This is a genomic window from Arthrobacter sp. NicSoilB11, assembly GCF_019977375.1.
In the GTDB taxonomy this organism is placed as follows: Bacteria; Actinomycetota; Actinomycetes; order Actinomycetales; family Micrococcaceae; genus Arthrobacter.
Genome location: NZ_AP024657.1, coordinates 1,164,907 through 1,185,810 on the forward strand (window position 1 = coordinate 1,164,907; position 20,904 = coordinate 1,185,810).

At 64.8% G+C, this 20,904-nt stretch carries 18 protein-coding genes and 2 pseudogenes; 16 read left to right on the top strand and 4 right to left on the bottom strand.

Going from position 1 to position 20,904, the window contains the following annotated elements; all coding sequences use genetic code 11:
* Positions 1 to 216: 216 nt before the first annotated feature.
* The 3 genes and pseudogenes from LDO14_RS05470 to LDO14_RS05480 form a co-directional block, all read right to left on the bottom strand.
* Positions 217 to 866, bottom strand: a pseudogene (locus LDO14_RS05470) (DeoR/GlpR family DNA-binding transcription regulator); the annotation flags it as partial.
* Between the two features lie 76 nt (positions 867 to 942).
* Positions 943 to 1,206 carry a 4-hydroxythreonine-4-phosphate dehydrogenase PdxA gene (locus LDO14_RS05475; protein WP_223994248.1) on the bottom strand — a complete coding sequence of 88 codons (264 nt, stop codon included), beginning with the start codon at positions 1,204 to 1,206 and terminating at the stop codon, positions 943 to 945.
* On the bottom strand, positions 1,193 to 2,485 hold the full coding sequence (locus LDO14_RS05480) for a GAF domain-containing protein (protein ID WP_223994250.1): 1,293 nt from the start codon (positions 2,483 to 2,485) through the stop codon (positions 1,193 to 1,195). Before LDO14_RS05480 ends, LDO14_RS05475 begins: the two co-directional genes overlap by 14 nt.
* 170 nt (positions 2,486 to 2,655) lie before the next feature.
* Between LDO14_RS05480 and LDO14_RS05485 the strand changes: the two genes are divergently transcribed.
* The 5 genes and pseudogenes from LDO14_RS05485 to LDO14_RS05505 all read left to right on the top strand — a co-directional run.
* Positions 2,656 to 4,455, top strand: a complete 1,800-nt coding sequence (locus LDO14_RS05485; RefSeq protein ID WP_223994253.1) for an NAD(P)/FAD-dependent oxidoreductase — start codon at positions 2,656 to 2,658, stop codon at positions 4,453 to 4,455.
* Positions 4,456 to 4,470: 15 nt separating this feature from the next.
* A complete protein-coding gene (locus LDO14_RS05490; RefSeq protein ID WP_223994255.1) occupies positions 4,471 to 5,526 on the top strand; it encodes a 2,3-butanediol dehydrogenase in 1,056 nt (351 codons plus the stop codon).
* Positions 5,527 to 5,684: 158 nt separating this feature from the next.
* On the top strand, positions 5,685 to 6,515 hold the full coding sequence (locus tag LDO14_RS05495) for a DUF3883 domain-containing protein (protein ID WP_223994257.1): 831 nt from the start codon (positions 5,685 to 5,687) through the stop codon (positions 6,513 to 6,515).
* 208 nt (positions 6,516 to 6,723) lie between these two features.
* On the top strand, positions 6,724 to 7,545 hold the full coding sequence (locus tag LDO14_RS05500; protein WP_223994259.1) for a GIY-YIG nuclease family protein: 822 nt from the start codon (positions 6,724 to 6,726) through the stop codon (positions 7,543 to 7,545).
* A gap of 146 nt (positions 7,546 to 7,691) precedes the next feature.
* Positions 7,692 to 7,879 (top strand): annotated as a pseudogene (locus LDO14_RS05505) (2,3-butanediol dehydrogenase); the annotation flags it as partial.
* Positions 7,880 to 7,963: 84 nt separating this feature from the next.
* On the opposite strand, the gene LDO14_RS05510 reads toward LDO14_RS05505, so the two are convergent.
* Complete coding sequence (locus LDO14_RS05510; protein WP_018770474.1) at positions 7,964 to 9,031, bottom strand: LacI family DNA-binding transcriptional regulator; 1,068 nt, start codon at positions 9,029 to 9,031, stop codon at positions 7,964 to 7,966.
* Positions 9,032 to 9,228: 197 nt separating this feature from the next.
* Between LDO14_RS05510 and LDO14_RS05515 the strand changes: the two genes are divergently transcribed.
* From LDO14_RS05515 to LDO14_RS05565, 11 genes are all read left to right on the top strand, one after another.
* The gene (locus tag LDO14_RS05515) at positions 9,229 to 9,711 is read left to right on the top strand and encodes a hypothetical protein (RefSeq protein ID WP_223994261.1); all 483 of its coding nucleotides are present in this window, start codon (positions 9,229 to 9,231) and stop codon (positions 9,709 to 9,711) included.
* Between the two features lie 44 nt (positions 9,712 to 9,755).
* Entirely contained in the window at positions 9,756 to 10,916 is a 1,161-nt protein-coding gene (locus tag LDO14_RS05520) for a substrate-binding domain-containing protein (RefSeq protein ID WP_018770472.1), read from the top strand.
* Positions 10,917 to 10,972: 56 nt separating this feature from the next.
* Positions 10,973 to 12,481 (top strand): sugar ABC transporter ATP-binding protein, encoded by a 1,509-nt coding sequence (locus LDO14_RS05525; protein WP_018770471.1) that lies wholly within the window; start codon positions 10,973 to 10,975, stop codon positions 12,479 to 12,481.
* A gap of 3 nt (positions 12,482 to 12,484) precedes the next feature.
* Positions 12,485 to 13,471, top strand: a complete 987-nt coding sequence (locus LDO14_RS05530; protein ID WP_223994263.1) for an ABC transporter permease — start codon at positions 12,485 to 12,487, stop codon at positions 13,469 to 13,471.
* A gap of 5 nt (positions 13,472 to 13,476) precedes the next feature.
* Entirely contained in the window at positions 13,477 to 14,631 is a 1,155-nt protein-coding gene (locus tag LDO14_RS05535) for a Gfo/Idh/MocA family oxidoreductase (protein ID WP_223994265.1), read from the top strand.
* Entirely contained in the window at positions 14,628 to 15,449 is an 822-nt protein-coding gene (locus LDO14_RS05540; RefSeq protein WP_223994267.1) for a sugar phosphate isomerase/epimerase, read from the top strand. The genes LDO14_RS05535 and LDO14_RS05540 overlap by 4 nt, the downstream gene beginning before the upstream one ends.
* Before the next feature lie 65 nt (positions 15,450 to 15,514).
* Entirely contained in the window at positions 15,515 to 16,687 is a 1,173-nt protein-coding gene (locus tag LDO14_RS05545) for a Gfo/Idh/MocA family oxidoreductase (RefSeq protein ID WP_223994269.1), read from the top strand.
* 67 nt (positions 16,688 to 16,754) lie between these two features.
* Positions 16,755 to 17,075, top strand: coding sequence for a putative quinol monooxygenase (locus LDO14_RS05550; protein WP_223994271.1), 321 nt, complete (start codon positions 16,755 to 16,757; stop codon positions 17,073 to 17,075).
* A 253-nt stretch (positions 17,076 to 17,328) separates the two neighbouring features.
* A complete protein-coding gene (locus LDO14_RS05555) occupies positions 17,329 to 18,567 on the top strand; it encodes a beta-propeller fold lactonase family protein (protein ID WP_018770465.1) in 1,239 nt (412 codons plus the stop codon).
* 192 nt (positions 18,568 to 18,759) lie between these two features.
* The gene (locus tag LDO14_RS05560) at positions 18,760 to 20,013 is read left to right on the top strand and encodes a S8 family serine peptidase (protein ID WP_223994273.1); all 1,254 of its coding nucleotides are present in this window, start codon (positions 18,760 to 18,762) and stop codon (positions 20,011 to 20,013) included.
* A gap of 38 nt (positions 20,014 to 20,051) precedes the next feature.
* Positions 20,052 to 20,900 (top strand): class I SAM-dependent methyltransferase, encoded by an 849-nt coding sequence (locus LDO14_RS05565; protein ID WP_223994282.1) that lies wholly within the window; start codon positions 20,052 to 20,054, stop codon positions 20,898 to 20,900.
* Positions 20,901 to 20,904: the final 4 nt, after the last annotated feature.

The following is a 20,904-nucleotide window of genomic DNA, read 5'->3' on the forward strand; positions in this document are numbered from 1 at the left end:
CCGGACTGATATGGCCATGAAAGCTGCCTTCCCACCGAGGCTTGACACTACGAGGATGCGCCGCGGTGGACCTTGCAGTTTCGTGGGCAAGGGCACCCGCGGTGGGGCCGACGTCGAGGATGTTCTTTCCGAGCAGGTGAGAGTCTCTTCGGAGCCAGGAAGAACGCGACTCTGTCCGTCGGCCGTGTTCCGTCGATAACGACTAACCGTTACTCGAATCGCAGCCACTTCTACCGCAACACCCGCGTCCCGGAACTTCTGCACCTGCGCCGGGTAGGCGCCGTCGTCCGTCACCAAAGTCCACGGCAGCGCCAGCCGCACCCAGGCGTGGAACGGCCGCAGCCCCAGCTTGGACGAGTTGGCCAGTCAAAGCTCATCCGCTCCAGCGCCGCCTCCGCCAGCGGACCCACAAAACTCTGCGAAAGGCTGCGCAGCCGGCCGCCCAGGCAGTCCACCTCGATGCCCTCGGACTCGGCGAGTTCCTGCATGGTGTTGATGCCCGGCGTGGTCACGGACAGCTTCTCGAACCCGCGCAGCTCGTGGGCCAGGGCGCCCACTGTGGAGCCGGCGTCGAGCAGGATGTTTTCCCCGGGCCGGATCACGGCCGCCGCCCAGCGGGCGATGGCGTGTTTCTGCTCGAATGCCTCGCCGGTGCGCTGCCGCAGCGACGCCTCGGGGTGGGCGCCCAGTGCCATGGCACCGCCGTAGGTGCGGGCCAGCCGGCCCTGTCCGTTCAGCAGCGCCAGGTCGCGGCGGATGGTGGAGGCTGTCACCTAGAACCGGGCGGAGAGTTCCTCCACGGAGGCCAGGCCGGTGGTCACGGCAAGGTGGTAGATCTCCTCGCGCCGCGCGTTTGCGCTCAGCATTCCCGGTCTCCTTCCAGTGGGCATGGCGGTGGCAGTGCTACCCATGCTAGTTCCGGCCCCGAATCAAACTGGTGACCTACACGGCCACAGCCGGACGGGTGGCTATCTCCGCCGCCTGGTGCAGCGCCTCCACTATCGAACGGGAATTGGGGATCGCCTTGTCGGCGATGTCGAACGCGGTGCCGTGGTCCACTGACGTGCGGATCACGGGCAGGCCCACCGTGATGTTTACGCCGGCCTCGATGCCCAGCACCTTCACCGGCCCGTGCCCCTGGTCGTGGTACATGGCCACCAACAGGTCGTAACCCCCCTGGCCGCCCAGCGGTTTAGAATGACTCAATATACGAGGGCGGCGGACGCCTAAACGCTAAGTATCGGGGATCCCGGGGACCGACCAGCCGGCCCAGGCCTTCCACCGCCTCCACATCCCGAGCACCCATATCAGTGGACAACCACCGCATCAGCAGTCCGGCATCCCCACTGGCCCGCACCGCCGAGCCCACGGCCATATCCAGCTGGTCCCGCAGCAGCTGCACCGCCAGGACGCCGGACCGGCTGAGCAGGGGAGCGGTGTACGCCTCCAGCGCCTCGGCCACTTGCCCTTCACGCAGCAGCCGCAGCACCCGCCCCGAGTCAGAACACCCGGCCACGCCGGCAGCAAGCCGGTACGGGTTCGACTCCACCGCGTCGCCCAGTATCGACCGGACCCGGAACATTTCGGTCCGGATGGCCTGCGGCGTGCCCGCGTCGCCATGAAGTTCATAGGCCAGTTCCTCGGCGCTCCACCCTTGCGACCGTGAATCCAGCAGCGCCAGGATCTCTGCCCGGCGCAGTGTCAGAGGCACCCGGCTCCCGTCGGCAAACACCGCCGCGGGTCTGTCGCCCAGGAGCTCCAGCCGCTGCACCGCAACACGAGGCAGGAGACGCTGCCGCGACGCACGAACGGAAGACGACACACCCAAGGAGGGGCCGCCGTCGGACGTTCCCAGCAGCGACTCCGCCACCCGGACCGCGCACCGCACCATCCGCAGAGTGTCCGCGCTGATGGTGTCCAGCGGCCCGGACACGTCCAGCACTCCCAGCAACGCACCCGTCAAAGGATCCGTGAGTGGGGCCGCCGTGCACGCCCAGTCGTGGTGGGTGCGGACCAGGTGCTCGGCGGAGAACAGCTGCACCGGGCCGCCGTTGACCAGTGCCTCGCTGATGGCGTTGGTGCCTATGCCCGCCTCGGACCAGTCCGCGCCCCCGGAGAACTCCAGCCGGTCCGCCCGGCGCAGCGCCTCCCGGCTGCCCACCCGCCACAGGATCTCACCGCCGGCGTCGGTGAGCACCAGCAGGTGCCGGCCGGAACTGGAATCGTCGGCCAGCAGGTCCTGCAGCGCCGGCATCACCCGCTGCAGCCGGTGCTCCCGCCGCAGCTGAACCACCTCGGACGGATCGTGCAGGTGCCGCGGGCTGTGCTGGTCCGGGCTGATGCCCAGCGCCATCGACCGCCGCCACGACTCCGCCAGCGGCACGGGGATCTCCGGCCGCGGGACACCCGAAATGACCAGCTCGTGCGCGCGGCGAAGGGCACGCGCGTACTTCGCCGGGTCCGAAAACCTCAGGCCGTAGTCCACCGTCTCCTCCTCACCGCCGGCATCCTTGCCGGCAGTGCCCGTGTAACGCGCTTGTTACCCCCGCCGCGTTCCAATAGTGATGCAGCTCACACCCGCCCCAGCATACCGCAGGGACCCGGCGGGACGGGGCCGCCCGGACCACCTGAGGGACCGCACACAAAGGAGTGGAGATGACCGAAACACCCACCGCCGCCGCGCAGACCTGGCTGGCCAGCCTGGACGGCGCGCTCCAGCGCCGCGACGTGGACGCCGCGCTGGACCTCTTCGAGGAGGACAGCTACTGGCGCGACTTCGTGGCATTCACCTGGAACCTGAAAACGCTCGAAGGCAAGGCGGACATCCGCCGGATGCTGGAAGCCACGCTGGACCATGTTCAGCCCGCCGGCTGGGCGCTCGCGGAGGACGCCACCGGCAGCGCCGCGCCTGACGGGACCGTGGAAGCCTGGATCTCGTTCGAAACCGGCGCTGCCCGCGGCTACGGCCACCTCCGGCTGCGGAACGGCAAGTGCTGGACGCTGCTCACCACCATGCAGGAGCTGAAGGGCTTCGAGGAGAAGAAGGGCCCGCGCCGCGAGCAGGGCGTGGCGCACCAAATCGTCCGCGGCCGCCGCTCCTGGAAGGAACTTAAGGAGGAACAGGAGGCGCGGCTGGGCTACGAGGAGCAGCCCTACTGCGTGATCATCGGCGGCGGGCAGGGCGGCATCGGCCTCGCGGCGCGGCTGCGGCGGCTGGGAGTGCCCACCATCGTGATCGAGAAGAACGAGAACCCGGGCGACTCCTGGCGCAACCGCTACAAGTCCCTGCACCTGCACGACCCCGTCTGGTACGACCACCTGCCCTACCTGAAGTTCCCGGACGACTGGCCCGTCTTCGCCGCCAAGGACAAGATCGGCGACTGGCTGGAGCACTACACCCGCATCATGGAGCTGAACTACTGGTCCGGCACCGAGTGCGTGGGTGCGGAGTACGACGACGGCACGCAGGAATGGGCGGTCAGCGTCCTTCGCAACGGGTCAGCAGTGACGTTGCGACCCAAGCAGCTCGTCTTCGCCCTGGGCGTCTCCGGCTACCCGAACATCCCCGCGTTCGACGGCGCGCAGTCCTTCCTGGGGGAGCAGCGGCACTCCTCCCAGCACCCCGGCGGCGGGGACTGGACCGGGAAGAAAGCCGTGGTGATCGGCTCCAACAACTCCGCGCACGATATCTGCGCGGACCTTTGGGAGCACGGCGCCAACGTCACCATGGTCCAGCGCTCCTCCACCCACATCGCCCGCAGTGAATCCCTGATGGACCTGGCGCTGGGGGACCTGTACTCGGAGAAGGCGCTGGCCAACGGCGTCACCACCGAGAAGGCGGACCTGCTCTTCGCTTCCCTTCCCATGCGCATCCTGCCCGAGGCGCAGGTGCCCGTGTACCAGGAGATGGCCAAGCGGGACGCGGACTTCTACTCCCAGCTGGAGGCCGCCGGCTTCGACCTAGACTTCGGCGTGGACGGGTCCGGCCTGTTCCTGAAGTACCTGCGGCGAGGCTCCGGCTACTACATCGACGTCGGCGCCTCGCAGCTGATCATCGACGGCCGGGTGAAACTGAAGAACGGGCAGGTTTCCAAGATCACCGGCAACGCCGTGGTGATGGCGGACGGCACCGAGCTGGAGGCCGACCTCATTGTCTACGCCACCGGCTACGGGTCCATGAACGGGTGGCTGGCGGACCTGGTCTCGCCCGAAATCGCGGACCGCGTTGGCAAGTGCTGGGGATACGGCTCAGACACTCCAAAAGACCCTGGCCCGTGGGAGGGGGAGCTGCGCAATATGTGGAAACCAACCAACGTCCCCAACCTCTGGATCCACGGCGGCAACCTGCACCAGAGCCGGCACTACTCGTCCTATCTGGCCCTGCAGCTCAAAGCCCGGATGGAAGGGCTGGAGACGCCCGTCTACGAACTGCAGCCCAGCCACCACACCCGCTAAAAGGAAGAACCCACCATGAAGGCAGCACGATTCCACGCCCGCAAGGACATCCGCATCGAGGACATCCCGGAGCCGGACCTCCGCGCCGGGGCGGTGAAGATCGACGTCGCGTGGTGCGGCATCTGCGGCACAGACCTGCACGAATACCTCGAAGGGCCCATCTTCTGCCCGGCGCCGGGCCATCCGCACCCGCTGTCCCACGAGCAATCCCCGGTGACCCTGGGACACGAATTCTCCGGGACTGTCTCCGAGGTCGGCGAAGGGGTGACGGGCCTGGCGAAGGGGGACAACGTCGTCGTCGAACCCTATTTTGTGGACGGAACCTGCGACATGTGCCAGGCGGGCAGCTACCACCTCTGCCGGCAAATGGGCTTCATCGGGCTGTCCGGCGGCGGGGGAGGGCTGAGCGAGAAGATCGTGGTGGACCAGCGGTGGGTGCACCCTATCGGGGACATTCCGCTCGATGAGGCGGCGCTGATCGAGCCGCTGTCCGTGGCGCACCACGCGGTGGCGCGTAGCGGCGTGAAGGCGGGCGACACCGCGCTGGTGGGCGGGTCGGGTCCCATCGGGCTGCTCACCGCGGCGGTTCTCAAAGGTATGGGGGTGACCACGATCATCAGCGAGCTCACCCAGGCGCGCAAGGAAAAGGCCACCTCCAGCGGCGTGGCGGACCACGTCCTGGACCCCAGCAAGGAGGACGTGCCGGAGCGGGTGCGGGAGCTCACCGGCGGGACGGGCGCGGACGTCGCCTTCGAATGTGCCGGCGTGAACGCGGTGCTGGACACCATGCTCGACTCCGTCCGGCCCGGCGCCGTAGTGGTCAACGTGTCCATCTGGGGCGCGCCCGCCACCGTGGACATGCAGAAGATCGTGCTCAAGGAGATCGACCTGCGCGGCACCATCGCCTACGTCCGCGACCACCCCGCCGTGATCAGGATGGTGCAGGAGGGCAAGGTGGACCTCAAGCCGTTCATCACCGGCCGGATCGCGCTGGAGGACCTGGTGGAGCAGGGCTTCGACACTCTCATCAACCACAAGGACACGGCGGTGAAGGTGCTGGTGCACCCGTAGGGGCCGGCGGGCGGACGCCCGGCACGCGTCTCTGATTTTTGAAGCCGGGGTCAAGCACCTCGCCCATGGCCGTGTGAGCACACGTCAGCCTAATATTCCTCGGGCGAGACGCCGGCGGGTTCACACTAGTGGCCAGCGCGATCGGCGATACTCGATTCATGGTTATCAACATCAGGCTCAGCGACCGAACGACGGCGGAGAGCGATGATCCGCTTGGACGTGATTGGTACGGTTATGACCCTGACGCAACACCGGAGCAGCTCTGGGCCAACAATCGGGGTGACTGGTTTCTGAGTGCGAAGAGTATCTCAGATGAGCGTTGGGCCGCGCTCAACTACCAAGGCCGGGTCGTGCTGGTTGCGAAGCTCAAGAACCCGAATCACGAGATTCTGGCAGGTAACACACGGGCGCCAAAGAAGGCTCTCATAGGCCGCGTCCTGCCGGCCGGACATTCCATTCACGATGCCCTGATCGGAACGCAGGTCGATTACGCGCCTGGCAGCAGGAACTCAATTCTGTATGGCCCGGACCCTGAGATGGGCGAGGTAGACGCGGACCTAGCTGAGGCGGGGGATCTACCCGGTGCTGAAGGGCAAGGGCTACAAATGGACGCCGAGGTCCGCAAGACGATTGAGAACGCTGCGCAGGATCGTTTGATGCGGTACTACCGAGACCTTGGCTGGACGGTTACAGATACCCGACACGATCGTCCCTACGACGCTGAAGCGGTCAGAGGTACTGATCGAGTCTACCTTGAAGCGAAAGGCACCCAGAGCAGAGGGAACTCGGTTATTGTCACGCGCAACGAGGTCGATCACGCCCGCCTGTATCCCGGACTCTGCATGATGGGCGTATGGTCCGGAATGCAAATTGTGGACGACGAAGTGGACCCTGAGGCGGGAGAGTTCAGGATCCTTCCCTTCAATCCGGACGACGGGAAACTACGTCCCCGCGATTTTGATTGGACTTTCCCCGGCGACGCGCCATGACGACCACCGGGCACCTCCTTGTCCGTGGACGGATTCCGATTGCCAGGGCGTCGCTCAGTCAAATGGGCTGTTTCCCATGCTTACTTAGCGGTGCAAGATTCTCTGCTGACCCCCAAGCCTATATACGAAGTGAGACGAAAACACCTTGATCAGCCGTCCCCAAACCATACAGATCTATCTGCCCCAGGGTGATCCAGCCGGCATCCGAATGGCTGAAATCACTACGCGCACGGTGCGCGTCTTTGACGTCCCACGAACGCTACTGACCGAATTCCTCAAAATGCCGGAGGCCTCCCAAGTCGGTCTCTATTTTCTCTTCGGCGCCTCAGAGGACGCCTCCGAGGTTTGCTACATCGGCCAAACAGGAAACGTCGGCGGCCGGCTGAAGCAGCACACTGCGACTAAGGACTATTGGGAGCGGGCATTGGTCGCCGTCTCATTGACCAATACCTGGACCGACACCCATGTGGGGTACATGGAATGGCAGGCCATCGACAAATCGCTCCGGGCCGATAGGTTCAAGCTAATGAACGGTAACGGCGCATCCAACCGGCACACCCCGGCCCCACTGGAGGCTGATTGTAACGAATACCTGGACACCATCTCCGTGCTCCTAACGACGCTCGGATTTCCCGTGATGGAGCCGCTCCAAAAGCACGAATCGAACCTCGTACCGCTCCAAGCAGCCGTTTCATCTGCGCACTACCTTTCCTTCACCCGTCCGGGATGTGAGGGAAAGGGAACTCTAACCCCGGAGGGGCTGGTGGTGCAGGCCGGATCATACGGCCGTCCCTTGGAATCGAACGGATGTCAGGCTTGGATCGTAAATCTGCGACGAAAGCTTCAGGAGCAGGGAGTTGTTGAAATTACGAGTGACCGGCTGACCTTGTTGAAGGACCATTTGTTCAATAGCCCCACCGCCGCCGGCGTTACTCTGGTGGGTCGATCAATAAACGGCAGGACCTCCTGGAAGAACGCTGCCGGAAAGACGCTGGATGAGCTAGAGCGCATGAACCTCGACGCGACCTAAAAAGGTTAAAGCGACCGTCGTCGTTTCAGCAAAGAAACGCTTGCAGAGGTGTTCGCTCATTTGAAGCGTCCCGCTCTGTGGGCGCCGGCAGGTAGCCGCCGCGGTGCCACAGATGGCCGAATGTTGGGACCGCCCGAGGTCAGAAGATTGACCTGCGCGGCACCATCGCCTACGTCCGCGACCCCACGCCGTCATCAAGATGGTGCAGGAGGGCAAGGTGGACCTCAAGCCGTTCATCACCGGCCGGATCGCGCTGGAGGACCTGGTGGAGCAGGGCTTTGACACCCTCATCAACCACAAGGACACGGCGGTGAAGGTGCTGGTGCACCCGTAGGTTCTGCCGGGCGGACCCCGGGCATTGAAGGAAGGACGACGGCGGGACGCACGTGCCGCCGTCGGGCTTCCCTTTGCGAGCTTTCTACTTGTGGGGAGCTGCCTGGCGGGCGCTGTTGCGCACCACCAGGGTGGGCGGGATGGGCGTGCGGTCCACGTCCCGCCCCTCCATGGCGCCGATGAGCACCTCGGTGCTCATCAGCGCCAGCGCGTTGAAGTCCTGCCGCACGGTGGTCAGGGGAGGCAGGAAATAGTCAGACCCCTCAACGTCGTCGAATCCCACGATGCTGACATCGTCCGGAACCCGGATGCCGTTTTCGGTGAAAGCGCGGATCAGCCCCAGCGCAGTGTGGTCACTGGCGGCGAAAATGGCCTGCGGAACCTTCCCCTCGCGTACCAGCCGGAGGCCCGTTTCATAGGCCCACTTGGGGCTCCAGTCGCCTTCGATGCACAGCCCCGGCTCCAGCCCCGCATCCCGCAGTGCCGCTTCCCAGCCACGCTTGCGGACCCGTCCATCGAACCAGTCCATGGACCCGGCAATATGGGCGATGTCCGTATGGCCCAGGTCTATGAGGTGCTGGGTGGCAAGCCTGGCGCCGAGTTCCTGGTTTTCCGAGTAGGTGAAGACATTGGGAGTCGAGGAGGCTCCGGCGGCGATCATCTCCACCGGTACACGGCATGTGGCGTTCCAGACGGCTGCCGCCATATCCACAACCGGCGCGATGACGATGATCCCTCCCACGCCGCTGTCGTCCAGGCTGTCGAGGGCGTCCTGGACAGACTCTTCGTAGGGTTTCTCGACGCTGATGACCGTTGTGGCGAAGCCCTTCTTCCGCGCAACGTTTTCAAGCGCCAGCAGCGTTCCCACGGGGCCGAACCGCGGCGAGCCGTCGGAGAGTATGCCGATGGACGTCGAGCGGTTGGTAACCAGTGCGGTGGCTGCCCGGTTCCGCCGGTAGCCGATGTCCTTGATGATCTGGAGAACGCGTTCGCGGGTTGAGGCGCTGACGTCCGGCGCGTCGTTCAGGACCCGCGAGACAGTGCCAAAGGAGACGCCCGCCATCTGCGCCACATCGTTGATGGTGGGTTTCCTGCGCGACGGCGCTGCGGGAGGCCCGTCATTGCCCTCCCGGCGGACTGCCATGCCTGCCATGCCTCTCCTTGTCCTGCGCTGTGCGAGCCGAGCCTGGGACAGCTGTGAGCCCGCTTAAGCTTACGTCCCTGCCCCCGCACCAGCCTGCCATGTGATCGTTGACACGCGCTCCGTTAGCGTTTACGCTGGTTACCGTAAACGTTCACGGAAGCTTCGTAAACGTTCACGAGGCAGAATTGGACTAGAGAGTGAGCGGTATGAGCGACACAATCGCGGCCGCTCTTTCACTCAATCCAGGGACCAGCTTCCGGAACGTCGATGAAGCCCAGTGGGCACATCTTGAGGTACTGCTAACGGGCGCAGCACGTGATGATCTCGCAGCAGCTGTCCGCACTTTTGTCCCCGCCGGTTCCTCGGCAGTTATCGGCGTATTCGATGACAACACCCTGTGGGCAAGCCTGGTTGTCTCCCTCGACCAATCCGGCACGCCTGTGTCACTGACGACCATCCAGGGGTCAGTAGTCCAGGCCGCCGGCGGCATGGCAAAGGTGGCAGGGGAGGCGGTGCGGTGGGTGCAAACCCACCACGGGCCGTGTTCATTGGGACTTTTCGTAGACAAGGTCCACGCGGAAGCCTTCGTGAAGGCTTCCGACAAGGCGGCCGCTGTCCGCACAGCCGCAGCCGCAGGCTGCCTTGTCCTGTCGCCGGTTCCCCCTGCCCTCGCCATAGCGCTGGCCTGATTCAAACAACCACACCACCCATTCCATACAAGCACTGGAGAACAATGATGATCCGCAGGCTTCCCCTGGTGGCCTTGGCCGCAGCTCTGTCCCTTTCCGTCGCATCCTGCAGCAGTTCAGCAGCGGGCACCTCCAATGCCCCTGATGCCGGCGTTTCCGAGAAGGCCCAGCAGGCCCTAGACAAGATCAAGGGACAGGTCATGAGCAAGGGTCCCAACGGCGAAACTCCGTCCCCGGCCTCCGTTGCGGACCTGACGCCCGAAGAGATTGGAAAAATCAAGGCACTCAATGCCAAAGCCGCCATCGTGATGCACTACGGCGGCAACGACTGGGCCAACGCCCAGACCAACGGCCTCAAGAGCGAGTTCGAAAAGCTCGGCATCCAGGTGATTGCGACAACGGACGCCAACTTCAAGCCGGACAAGCAGGTCTCGGACATCGAGACCGTCATGACACAGAACCCGAACATCATTGTGTCCATCCCCACCGACCCCGTGGCCACCTCCTCGGCCTACAAGAAGGCCGCTGCCGCCGGAACCAAGCTCGTCTTCATGGACAACATCCCCCAGGGACTGACCGCCGGCAAGGACTACGTTTCGGTCGTTTCCGCCGACAACTACGGAAACGGCGTCGTCTCCGCACACCAGATGGCCAAGGCCATCGGCGGCAAGGGCAAAATCGGGCTTGTTTTCCACCAGGCTGACTTCTTTGTGACCAAGCAGCGTTACCAGGGCTTCAAGGAAACGATCACCAAGGAATACCCCGGGATCCAGATCGTCGAAGAGAAGGGGATCGCCGGTCCGGACTTCGCCGGTGATGCGCAGGCAGCCGCAAACGCCATGCTGAGCAAGTACGCCGACCTCTCCGGCATCTGGGCGGTATGGGATGTCCCGGCCGAAGGTGTCATGGCTGCCGCCCGCGCCGCGGGCCGGCCGGACTTGAAGATCGCCACCGAGGACCTCGGCAAGAACGTCGCCATTGCGCTGGCCAAAGACCAGCTCGTCGTCGGGCTCGGCGCCCAGGTTCCCTTCGACCAGGGTGTCACTGAGGCCCGGCTGGCCGCAGGCGCCCTCATCGGCAAGCAGGCACCGGCCTACGTGGCGCTGAGTGCACTGCCGGTTGACCACTCCAACGTCCTGGAAGCCTGGAAGCAGGTCTACCACGAGGACGCCCCCAAGGACATCCAAGAGTCCTACAAGAAGTAGCCAGAGCCGACCGTGCGGGAGCTGCAATGCCCCCGCGCGGTCCCGAAAGGGCAACAATGAACACCGCAGACAATGCCGTCGAAATGCGTTCGATCTCCAAAGGCTTCAATGGCGTCTCCGTGCTGAAGGACGTCAGCTTCGACGTCCGGAAGGGCGAAGTCCACGCCTTGGCAGGCGGCAACGGCGCCGGAAAATCCACGCTCATGAAGATCCTCCAGGGCGTTTACCAGATGGACGCGGGTGAGATCCTCATCGGCGGGAAACCCACCGTCATCAACTCGATCCAGGAAGCCAAGGCAGCGGGCATAGGCATGGTCTTCCAGGAATTCAGCCTGGTACCCAGCCTGACCGTGGCCCAGAACATTTTCCTTGCCGCCGAGCCACTCGGTGCGGGCGGGTTCATTGACGACAGGGCCTCGGTCCGGCGGGCCAAGGAGATCTTCGCCGACATGGAGGTCGATGTAGACCCCCAGGCTGAGGTCTCCCGGCTGGGTACCGCGTACTGGCAGTTGACCGAGATCGCCAAGGCACTCTCGCAGAATGCCCAGGTACTGATCATGGATGAACCCACCGCCAGCCTTGCCCGGCACGAGTCCGAAGCGCTCTTCGAACTCATTGACCGGCTCAAGCAACGCGGGATTTCCATCATCTACATCTCCCACCGGATGGACGAGGTCTACCGGCTCGCGGACCGGATCACCATTCTCCGTGACGGCCGCCGGCTCCTGACCGAACCCTTAAGCGCGGTGACGCCCGAACAGATCGTCGAAGGCATCGTTGGCAAGAAAATCGAAGGCCAACTTGCCTACCGCGAGCGGGCGGATGTGGCCCATGGGGGAGCACCCCTGCTGGAGGTCCGAGGCCTGAACGTCGGGCGGCGGGTGAAGGACATCTCCTTCACGCTTCGGCCCGGCGAAATCCTTGGGCTGGCAGGGCTCATGGGAAGCGGGCGCACCGAACTTGCGCGCGCCCTGTTCGGCATCGACCGGCGTGACAGCGGTGACATCCTCATCAGGGGGAAGAAAAGCACCCTAGCCTCACCGCAGCAGGCCATCGACGCCGGCATTGCCCTCATCCCCGAGGACCGGCGGGCGCAGGGCCTGGTCCTGGACCACTCGGTCCGCGACAACCTCCTGCTGCCGCTGCTGGGCCAGATTCAGCGGGGACCGCTGCTGGACGGTGCCAAGGGCAAGGAGTTGTCCTCATCCCTGATCAAGAAGTTCGCGGTCAAGGTGGCCCACCCCCACCGTCCTGTGCGGCTGCTCTCCGGTGGCAACCAGCAAAAGGTGGTCATCGCCAAATGGCTGGGCACCAACCCGGACATCCTCATCCTCGATGAACCGACGGCCGGCGTCGACATCGGCACCAAGAGCGAAATCCTGGACATGATCCGCGAACTCGCCAGTGCCGGCAAGGCCGTCATCGTCATCTCGTCCGAGTACCCCGAACTACTCGCGGTCAGTGACCGCGTCCTCGTCCTCAAGGACGGCTCCGTCATCCGTGACATCCCCCGCAGCGAGATCGCTGACGAGGAATATCTTCAACTTGCAGTCCAGGGAGTCTGACCAGTGAGCAACGCAAACACCATCACCCCGCGCGAGGCCGCGGTAAGCCGCAATTTCGGGTCCATGCTGAAAGAGCTGGACTGGCGGCGCTACGTCATCTACATCGGCTTCGTCGTCGTCTTTATCTTCTTCGCCGTCCTGCTGCGGGACCAGGGCTTCCTGTCCCCGCAGAACCTCCTCAACATCTTCCGGCAGACGGCCACCATCACGGTCATCGCCGTCGGAATGACGTACGTCATCTCGTGCGCGGAAATCGACCTGAGCGTGGGCTCCGTGGCAGGCCTTTCCAGCGTCTGCACGGCCATGGCCCTGGCACAATGGGGCCTGGTCCCGGGCATCCTCGCGGGCCTCGCCGTCGGACTCGTGGTGGGCTCCGTCAACGGTGCACTCGTCAGTCTCCTGGGTATCCCTTCCTTCCTGGTGACACTGGGCATGCTGGGCATCGCCGTCGGTGTGGCGCAGTGGATCACAGCCTCGGCCCCGCAGCCGATCCTGGACGACACCTTCAACACGCTGTTCGGGTCCGGAGACTTTGGCCCGGTGCCCGGCCTGGTGGTCTGGAGCGCAATCTTCGTCGCCATCGGCGCCGTCGTCCTGAACCGCACCAGGTTCGGCCGCCAGGTCCTCGCAACGGGCGGTAACCGCAACGCTGCCGAGTTCACCGGCATCAACACCAAGCGCATCAAATTCCAGGTGCTACTCATCTCGGGTATGGTGGCCAGCGTTGCCGGCATGCTGTACGCCGGCCGCCTCCAGTCCGGCCGGTTCCAGTGGGGATCGGGCGATGAGCTCTCCGCGATCGCCGCCGTCATCCTGGGCGGTACCAGCCTCTTCGGCGGATTCGGCTCCATCATCGGAACGCTCTTTGGCGCCCTTCTGATCGGCCTGATCAACAATGGACTGATCCTGGCCGGCCTGGACAGCAGCCAGCAGCAGGTGGTCCGCGGCGCAATCATCATCCTGGCCGTCGCACTGGCCCGGAAGAAGTAGCACCCGTGTCTTCCCAACTGCGCGCCGGAATTATCGGAACAGGCTTCATGGGTTCCGTCCACGCCCACGCTGTACGTGCAGCCGGCGGTGACGTCATTGCAGTCGCCGGACGCACCCAGGCTTCTGCCGAAGCCGCGGCATCCGCGCTCGGTGCCCGCTTCGCAGCCGAATCCCCGGAAGCGCTGATCGCACGAGCAGACGTGGACGTGGTCCACATCTGCACCCCGAACGCCACCCACGCCGACCTGGCACGCAAGGCCATTGCGGCAGGAAAAGCAGTGATCTGCGAGAAGCCCCTGGCCACCAGCGTGGATGATGCCCTGGAGCTGCAAGCCCTCGCAGACCAGGCCGGCGTGGTCACCGGTGTGCCGTTCGTGTACCGGTTTTATCCGGCTGTCCGCGAGGCACGCGACCGCATCGGACGCGGCGACGCGGGCAACCTGTGGCTCCTGCACGGCTCGTACCTGCAGGATTGGCTGGCCGGCGCAGAATCCACCAACTGGCGGGTGGATTCAACCATCGGAGGAGCCTCCAGGGCTTTCGGTGACATCGGCGTCCACTGGTGCGACCTCATGGAATTCACCACCGGGCACAGAATCACCAGGCTCGTGGCGAGGACCAGCCGGGCCCACGACCAGCGCGAAACCGGCGGGCAGTTGTCCTCCGTTGCCACGGAGGACGGCGCCACGCTCCTGTTCGAGACGGACAAGGGTGCCACAGGGTCTTTGGTGGTCAGCCAGGTCAGTCCCGGCAGGAAGAACCGCCTCTGGTTCTCTTTCGACGGAACCGAAGCATCATTCAGCTTCAACCAGGAACAGCCGGACACCCTGCACGTGGGCCGCATCGACTCACGCTCGGAGATCCCTGTCGGCCCGCAAACACTCACCACCCCGGGCGGCCGGCGGTACGCCAAACTTCCGCCGGGCCACCCGCAGGGATACCAGGACAGTTTCAACGCCTTCGTCGCAGACGTCTACGCGGCTGTCCACGGTCAGGAACCCGCTGGCCTGCCCACCTTCCGCGACGGACTACGCGCAGCACTCCTTACCGAGGCGGTCGTAGCCTCGGCTGCCCAGCAGCGGTGGGTCGACGTTCCCCACACAGACAACCTCATCGGATCACTCAGATCTTCCCCGGCAGCTGAAAGGCAGAAGCAATGAAACTCGGTTACTGTTCCATCACCTGGGGCGGCGTGGTCGGCCACCCGCAAGGCGTGACGAGCGTGAAGGACCTCTTCTACATGGCCCATGGGTCCATGCGGGACGCCGTCCAGGACATCGCATCAGTCGGATACCAGGGTGTTGAAATGTTTGACGGCAACCTGGCCGAATACGCCGACAAGCCCGAAGAACTTAAGGAGATCTTGAGCGGCAACAGCATCGAGCTGACCAGCGTCTATACCGGGGCGAACTTCATCTACGCCGACATACTTCCGGACGAGCTGCACCGGATCCACCGTGCCGCCGAATTGGCTGCCACCTTTGGAGCAGAACGGCTCGTGGTAGGAGGCGGGGCACGCCGCGCCGCCGGAACCACTGACGAGGACTACCACCGCCTCGGCGAAGCTCTGGACAGCGTGACGGACATCGCGGAAAGCTTCGGCCTGTCGGCAAGCTATCACCCGCACCTGAGCACCATTGTGGAAAGCCCGGAAGAACTGGACAGGCTCATGCCGCTCACCCGGATCGGCTTCTGCCCGGACACCGCACACCTTGCAGCCGGAGGAGCGGACCCGGCCGCAGTCATCCGGAAGTACCCCGACAGGATCCGGCACGTCCACCTCAAGGACTTCCAGAAGGACCCTTTCAATTTCCTGCCGCTTGGACAGGGCGAGCTCGACTTCCCCGACATCATCGCAGCCATCCGCGAGAGCGGCTATGACAGCTGGCTCATGGTCGAACTCGACAACTACGACGGTGACCCCCGGGAAGCCGCGGCCCTCAGCAAGAAGTACCTCGAAAAGCTCCTCTCTCACTAATTTTTCAACCGCGGGGACTGCCCCAGACGGCAACTGCCCCGCCTTCCGGAAGGAACACGATTCACATGCAGAACCTCAACGTCGGCCTCATCGGAGGCGGCTTCATGGGCAAGGCCCACTCGCTGGCTTACGCCGCCATGCCCATGTTTTTCTGGCCCGCACCAGCCATGCCGGTCCGAAAAGTCATTGCGGAAGCCAACCCGGATCTCGCGGCGGAGGCGGCCCGCCGCTTCGGGTTCGAGAACTCCACAGCGGACTGGCGCAGCATCATCGACGATCCGGACATCCACGTGGTGGACATCGCCACGCCCAACCACCTCCACGCCGAGATTGCCATCGCCGCCGCCGAAGCAGGGAAGCACATCATCTGCGAAAAGCCCCTGGCGCGTACGGGCGAAGAATCCAAAGCGATGTACGACGCGGTCAAAGACAAGAACATTGTCCACATGGTCGCCTTCAACTACCGGCGCACGCCCGCCGTCGCGCTGGCAAAGAAATACATCGAAGAAGGGGCAATCGGACAAATCCTCAACTTCCGTGGCACCTACCTGCAGGACTGGAGCGCCGACCCCAACTCCCCGCTGTCCTGGCGCTTCCAGAAATCCATCGCAGGTTCCGGCGCCCTCGGCGACATCGCAACGCACGTCATTGACATGGCGCGCTACCTGGTCGGCGAGTTCAGCGCCGTCAATGCCCTCCTGTCCACCTGGATCCCCGAGAGGCCGCTGCAGACCGGTGGCGCCGACGCGCTCGGCTCCGTACGCGGCGGTGAAGGCCCACGCGGCCAGGTTGATGTGGACGACGAGGTCATGACCATGATCCGCTTCGCCAACGGCGCTGTGGGTTCGGTGGAAGCAACGCGCAATGCCCACGGACGGAACAACTACATCACCTTTGAAATCCACGGGACCGAAGGAAGCATCGTCTTCAACTACGAGCGGCGGGATGAACTGCAGGTCTGCTTTGCATCCGACCCGGGTGACCGCCGGGGATTCCGCACCGTTTACACCGGGCCCGCACACCCCTACGGAGAAGGACTCTGGCCCATCCCTGCCCTCGGCATTGGATACGGCGAAACGAAGATCATCGAGGCGCACGACTTCTTCAACGCCATTGCGGAAGGCGGCAGCGTCAGCCCGAGCTTCGCCGACGGCTACCAGGTGGCCCTCATCGATGACGCAATCGTCGAGTCCGCTGCAAAAGAAGCGTGGGTCGAGGTTCCGCAGATCGACGCATGACCAAAAGGGAGGGGCGGCGGCCATGCCGCCCCTCCTGCCGGCACAGGAGCACCCCAGGAGGTAAAAATTGGGACAGACAACGGTCAGCCAGGTAGAAGCGCAAGCCTGGCTAATGCCAGTGTTCACCGCAAAAGCAGGGCGCGAAGCCGCGCTTCATGAAGCACTCATGGGGCTTCAGTCCGCGAGCCGAAAAGACGCCGGATGCCTGGAATACACCGTCTTCTCCGATGGTCAAAGGCCAGGTACTTTCATCCTTTTTGAGGGATGGGCCCGCCGCGCCGACCTCGCCGCCCACAACGAAGAAGACCACGTAAAGGAATTCGTGAAAGGGGTGCAGTCACTGCTGGCCGAACCGTTCTCCGTAACCCCCATCACCCCGCTTACGTGACACTAAACGGCCCTCCCAAGCGGAGCGAAACAGGTAGTTGCAGCCCAAAAGACAGGTACCGGCCAACGGTGACCTTGGGGTTGCCCGGTCTATAGACTCCGGCTTGAGCAGGTGATCTTCGTCCGGGCCGCAACGCCCGCGCCACAACAGGATTTGCTCTCGAAATGGGGGAAACGTGATGCAGCTACTGAGCACAGGGTCCGGGCGATACCAGGGTTCACCTTCATCCGCTGCCCGCCTTCGCGGCCGGAGTGTGGCACTTATCGGGACGATCCTGGCGGCCCTCATCCTGGCGGGCACTATCCCTGCAACCGCTGCAGCCACGGTGACCTCCACCATTCCGGTCGGCTCAAGCCCCAGGGACGCCGCGTTCACCCCGGACGGATCGAAAGCCTACGTCACCAACTGGGAAGCCGGCACGGTGTCGGTCATTGATGTCGCGTCGGGCACGGTGGCTTCCACGATCCCGGTCGGGCCGTCTCCGCTGGGTGTTGCGGTGGCCCCGGACGGGTCGATTGTTTACGTCACCAGCGGGGATTCCGACATGGTGTCGGTCATCGATGTCGCGTCGGGCACGGTGGCTTCCGCGATCCCTGTCGGGGCGGCTCCGTTCGCCGTTGCGTTTGCCCCCGACGGGGCGACGGCCTATGTCACCAGCGGCGGCAGCGGTTCAGGCACGGTGTCGGTCATCGATGTGGCCTCGGGCACGGTGGATTCCGCGATCCCGGTGGGGCCGCTTCCGAATGCCGTCGCGTTCGCCCCGGACGGGTCCAAGGCCTACGTCACCAACGGGCAGGACTCCAACATGGTGTCGGTCATTGATGTCGCCTCGGGCACGTGGACCTCCACGATCCCGGTCGGGTCATCTCCCACGGGCGTGGCGTTCACCCCGGACGGGTCAAAAGCCTACGTCGCCAACAACGAGGGCGACTCCGTATCGGTCATCGACGTTGCGTCGGGTACGGCGACCTCCACCATCCCGGTCGGGTTTGCCCCGGACAGTGTTGCGGTCGCCCCGGACGGGTCGGCGGCCTACGTCACCAACTCCGGTGCCGACACGGTGTCCGTCATCGACGTGGCCTCGGGGACGGTGACCTCCGCCGTCACGGTCGGGACGCATCCGACCGGTGTTGCCGTGTCCCCGGACGGGTCGGCCGCCTACGTCGTCAACACCGTTTCCAACACGGTATCGGTCATCACCGTGGACGCAGCACCGCCGGTGTTCACCGCGGCCACACCGCCCACCAAGGCGAACACGCGGACCGCCTACAGCTACACGTTCGCCGCCACGGCTGCCCCCGCCCCCTCCTTCCACGTGTCCTCCGGTGCACTGCCTGCAGGCCTGAGCCTGGATGCGGCCACGGGTGTCCTGTCCGGCACCCCGGCCAAGGCCGGCAAGTTCACGTTCAGGGTGACCGCCGCCAACGGTGTCAGCCCCCATGCGGTTACGGACCGCATCACAATCACCGTGACCAAGGCGAAGGCCCGCTGAGCGGACACGCCACGGTCGTCGAACAGCCCCGTAGGGCGGGCGGACGCAGGGCTGGAAGGAACGACGACGGCGATACGCAAGTGCCGCCGTCGTCCTTCCTGCCCTGCCTGCTGGCCACAGCCCGGGTGGCCGGGAAAATATCAAGGGGCTTTCCCCCTATCCAGCCGGGCCACGCGCGCGGAAGATAAGCCCATGAAAAAGCTTGTGCTGGCGAGCTTCGCCGCCCTTCTCCTGGTTATTGGCTCCTTTCTGGGCGGTGTGGTCCCCGGCAACGCCGCGGCCGACCCTGCCATCACTGCAGGGCAGATCCTGGTCAAGTTCCGCGACAATGCCGCCGCCGCAGGCGCCCTCAGATCGCACGGGCTGACCGACGGGCCCGACGTCGGCAGCACCGGCGCGCACCTGATCACCGTGCCGGCAGGGAAGGAGCTGCAGCTGGTCGAAGCGCTGGGCCGGAACCCCGCGGTGGAATACGCCGAACCGGACTATGTGGTCACTCCGGCCTCGGACGACACCTACTTCCCCAGCCAGTACGCGCTGCAAAACACAGGCCAGTCATTCACGAACACTGCCGGTACCGTGACCGTAGGCAAGGGCAAACCTGACGCGGACGTGGACGCGGTCGAAGCCTGGACCGTCACCACAGGTACCGGGATCCGGGTGGCTGTCCTGGATTCCGGCGTCGCGATGGACAATCCCGACATCAACCCGAAGGTCGTGGCGCGGACCAACTTCACCACGTCCAGGAGCAACGACGACAACTACGGCCACGGAACCCACGTCGCCGGAATCGTTGCCGCCACCGCCAACAACGGCATGGGCGTGGCCGGCGTGTGCCCGGGATGCAGCATCCTGGCCGGGAAAATCCTCAGCGACACGGGGATGGGATCAAGCTCAGGCCTGGCGAACGGCATCAACTGGGCCGTCAAGAACGGCGCGAAGGTCATCAACATGAGCCTGGCGGTCGGCGCGTCAACCACCCTGGAAACTGCGGTCAATAATGCCTGGAACGCGGGTGTGGTGCTGGTTGCTGCGGCCGGCAACGGTGGGAACACCTCCATGAATTACCCGGCCGCGTACCCCAACGTCATTGCCGTGGGCGCAACCGACAACAACGACACGAAGGCGACATTCTCCACCTATGGCACGTGGGTGGACGTGGCAGCGCCGGGGGTCAGCGTTTACTCCACCTTCCCCAACCACCGGTTTACCCTTGCCAGGGAGTACAACCGTTCCCAGGGGTATGACATCGGCAGCGGCACCTCGATGTCCTCGCCTGTTGTCGCCGCGGTGGCCGCGCTCGCCCGCAGTGCCAACCCCGGCGGCACCACCTCGGACATCCGCGCCAAGGTCGAATCCACCACCGACGCGGTTGGCGACATCGGGAAGGACTGGGCCCATGGCCGGGTTAACGCCTGCAGAGTGGTCGGGGCGCTAGGTTGTTGACCCTTCCGGCGGCGTGGAGCCCGTTGTAGGGTCGTGGCGTGATCGTCCCCGATATCTCCCAGAACGCCGTGGCGGTGGCGGATCACTACGACGAGCTAGACCCCATCTATCGCCGGGTCTGGGGCGAGCATGTCCATCACGGCCTCTGGGTGACCGGCCATGAGACACCCGGCGAGGCCGTCGAGGCGCTGGTCGAAACAGTTGGCGACCGGCTGGGGCTGATGCCGGGCCAGGCGTGCCTCGACATCGGCTGCGGTTACGGCTCCACAGCGAGGTGGCTCGCAGTGACACGAGGTGTCCGGGTCACCGGCTTCACGCTGTCCGCTGAGCAGGCCCGCTACGCCGCTGCGCATCCCATACCGGACGTGGACATCCAGGTCCGCGACTGGCTCGCCAACGGCCTTGACGACGCCTCGGCCGACGCGGCCTGGGCAATCGAGTCGAGCGAGCACATGGTCGATAAACCCAGGTTCTTCGCCGAGGCACACCGCGTGCTGTCACCCGGCGGCCGCTTCGTCATCTGCGCGTGGCTCGCCGAGACCGATGCCAGCGGGTGGAAGGTCCGCCACCTGCTGGAGCCGATCTGCCGCGAAGGGCGCCTGCCCTCGATGGGCACGCGCGAGGAGTACGAGGCGATGGCAAGGGCGGCGGGCTTTACGGTCACCGGCTATGAGGATGTCAGCAGCCGCGTCGCCCGGACCTGGCCGATCTGCGCCGGCCGACTCGTGAAGTTGTTGCTCACCGACGGCGAAACGCGGCGCCTCGCCCTTGGCTCACGCAACCGCAACTCGTTCCTGGGCATTCCCCGCCTGATCCTGGCCTACCGCACCGGTGCGATGCGATATGGCATATTCACGCTCGCCAAGGCTGCGGAGAGCGGGCCGTAGCCCG